This is a genomic window from Caulobacter sp. P1_B12_2, from assembly GCF_056406675.1.
This window is the reverse complement of sequence record NZ_JBFTZS010000638.1, coordinates 1-1906: the sequence shown is the minus strand read 5'-3', so window position 1 is coordinate 1906 and position 1906 is coordinate 1. Positions and strand designations below refer to the sequence as shown.

Annotated in this window: 3 protein-coding genes; 2 read left to right on the top strand and 1 reads right to left on the bottom strand. The window is 67.6% G+C overall.

Going from position 1 to position 1906, the window contains the following annotated elements; all coding sequences use genetic code 11:
- Positions 1-255: 255 nt before the first annotated feature.
- Positions 256-762: a DUF1993 domain-containing protein gene (locus AC1DZ6_RS24355; protein WP_477099680.1), complete on the bottom strand. Its 507-nt coding sequence runs from the start codon at positions 760-762 to the stop codon at positions 256-258.
- 249 nt (positions 763-1011) lie between these two features.
- Between AC1DZ6_RS24355 and AC1DZ6_RS24350 the strand changes: the two genes are divergently transcribed.
- Both AC1DZ6_RS24350 and AC1DZ6_RS24345 read left to right on the top strand, forming a co-directional pair.
- A complete protein-coding gene (locus AC1DZ6_RS24350) occupies positions 1012-1446 on the top strand; it encodes a CBS domain-containing protein (protein WP_477099679.1) in 435 nt (144 codons plus the stop codon).
- A 127-nt stretch (positions 1447-1573) separates the two neighbouring features.
- Positions 1574-1906, top strand: a 333-nt coding sequence (locus tag AC1DZ6_RS24345) for an FAD-dependent oxidoreductase (RefSeq protein WP_477099678.1), incomplete at its 3' end; no start/stop codon positions are given.

Below are 1906 nucleotides of genomic sequence, written 5' to 3'. Positions count from 1 at the left end.
GGGGAGGGCAGACCGTCCATTGAGAACAAAAAGAGAACATACGTCCGGACTCGACGTGGCCGGGTGTCACTCTGGCMCGTAACCCGCCGTTGGTTGGCGGGTCAGTGGGTGCGGTCATGGACAAGGAGTTTTTGAGTCAGTTGCCGATGGTTCTGTCGGCGGTCGCGACGGTGTTCACCGCCCTGGCGACCTTGGTGTGGGCGTTCCGGCGGCGACCCTGACGGCCGCCGCCGGCCCTTTTCAGGCTTTCTGGGCTCAGGCCGTGCCCAGATAGTCCTTCTTGCCGATCTCGACGCCGTTCTTGCGCAGGATCGCGTAGGCGGTGGTCAGGTGGAAGAAGAAGTTCGGCTGGGCCTGGGTCTGCAGATAGGCCAGCCCCTTGACCACGCTGGTCTCGCCACGACGCGTCAAGGTGATGTCGCGGTCCTCGGCGTTCTCGAACTTGGCCGGATCCAGACCTTCGACATAGGCCACGGCGCGGTCGATGCGGGCGATCAGGTCTTCGAAGCTGGTCTCGACGTCGTCCCAGGCCGGAACCTCCTCGCCGGCCAGGCGCGCGGTGCAGCCCTTGGCGAAGTCGGTGGCGATCTGCACCTGGCGCAGCAGCGGGAACATGTCGGGGAACAGCCGGGCCTTCAGCAAGGCCTCGGGGTCGAGCTTCTTGGCGTCGACGTGGGCGGCGGTCTTGGCCAGCACGCCCCTCAGGCCTTTCAGGCCCTGGACGAACACGGGGACGCTGGCCTGGTGGATGGTGATCGTCATGGGGGCTCCTGGAGTTGGAGCGGACTTAGCCTGTGTCGGGGGAGGCGGGAAGCGCCCTGCGTCCTTCACGGCTTCGCTTCGCTACGCACCTCAGGATGAGGAATTCAGTGCAATGGGGTCCTCATCCTGAGGTGCGCGCTCCTGAGCGCGCCTCGAAGGACGCACGGCGCCAAACGGCGCCTTACGGAACGGGCCGCGCCTCCCGGGGTTCTGACAGGGTCCCAATTCACTCCCTCAGGAGCATTCCCCATGAAAGTCAGCGACGCGATGACCAGCCAGGTCTCCACCGCCGCCCCCACCGACACCGTGCGCAAGGTCGCCCAGGTGATGGCCCATGTCGAAACCGGCGCCGTGCCGATCGTCGAGGACGGCAAGGTCATCGGCCTGGTCACCGACCGCGACATCGTCCTGCGCGTGGTCGCCGAAGGCCGCAGTTTCGATAGCCCGATCTCCGAGGCGATGAGCGAAGGCGAGGTCCAGAGCGTCAAGGAAGACGACATCCTGGCCGACGCCACCGCCAAGATGGCCAGCCATCAGATCCGCCGCCTGGTCGTGCTCGACGACTCCGGCAAGCTGACCGGCATCCTGTCTCTGGGCGACGTGGCCAAGGACTACGGCGCCAAGCAGGTCGGCAAGACGCTTGAGGATATCTCGGCGGAACCGGCGGACGCGGCGGCCTCCTAAAAGACCTTCTCCCAKAGGGAGAAGGAGGGGCCCGCGCGAAGCGTGGGAGGATGAGGGGTTACGYYGCTGGCCGGAGTGCCGGCACGCCGTCAAACGCCTTCACCCCTCACCCTCCCATTGCTGCGCAATGGGCCCCTCCCTCTCCCCTCCGGGAGAGGGTTTCGTGAACACCGGCCACCCCGGCGCCTCCTGGTACGCCGCGACGGCGACGCCCTTCCCGCAACTCCCTGGGCTCCAGCAGGCTGCCCGCGCCGACGTCTGCATCATCGGCGCCGGCTACACCGGCCTCGGCGCGGCGCTGGAGCTGGCCACGCGGGGCGTCTCCGTCATCGTCCTCGAAGCCGCCCAGGTCGGGTCCGGCGGCAGCGGGCGCAACGGCGGCCAGGTCCATGTCGGCCAGCGCAACGACCAGGCCTGGCTGGAGAAGGCGGTGGGCCGCGACGACGCTCTGGCCCTGTGG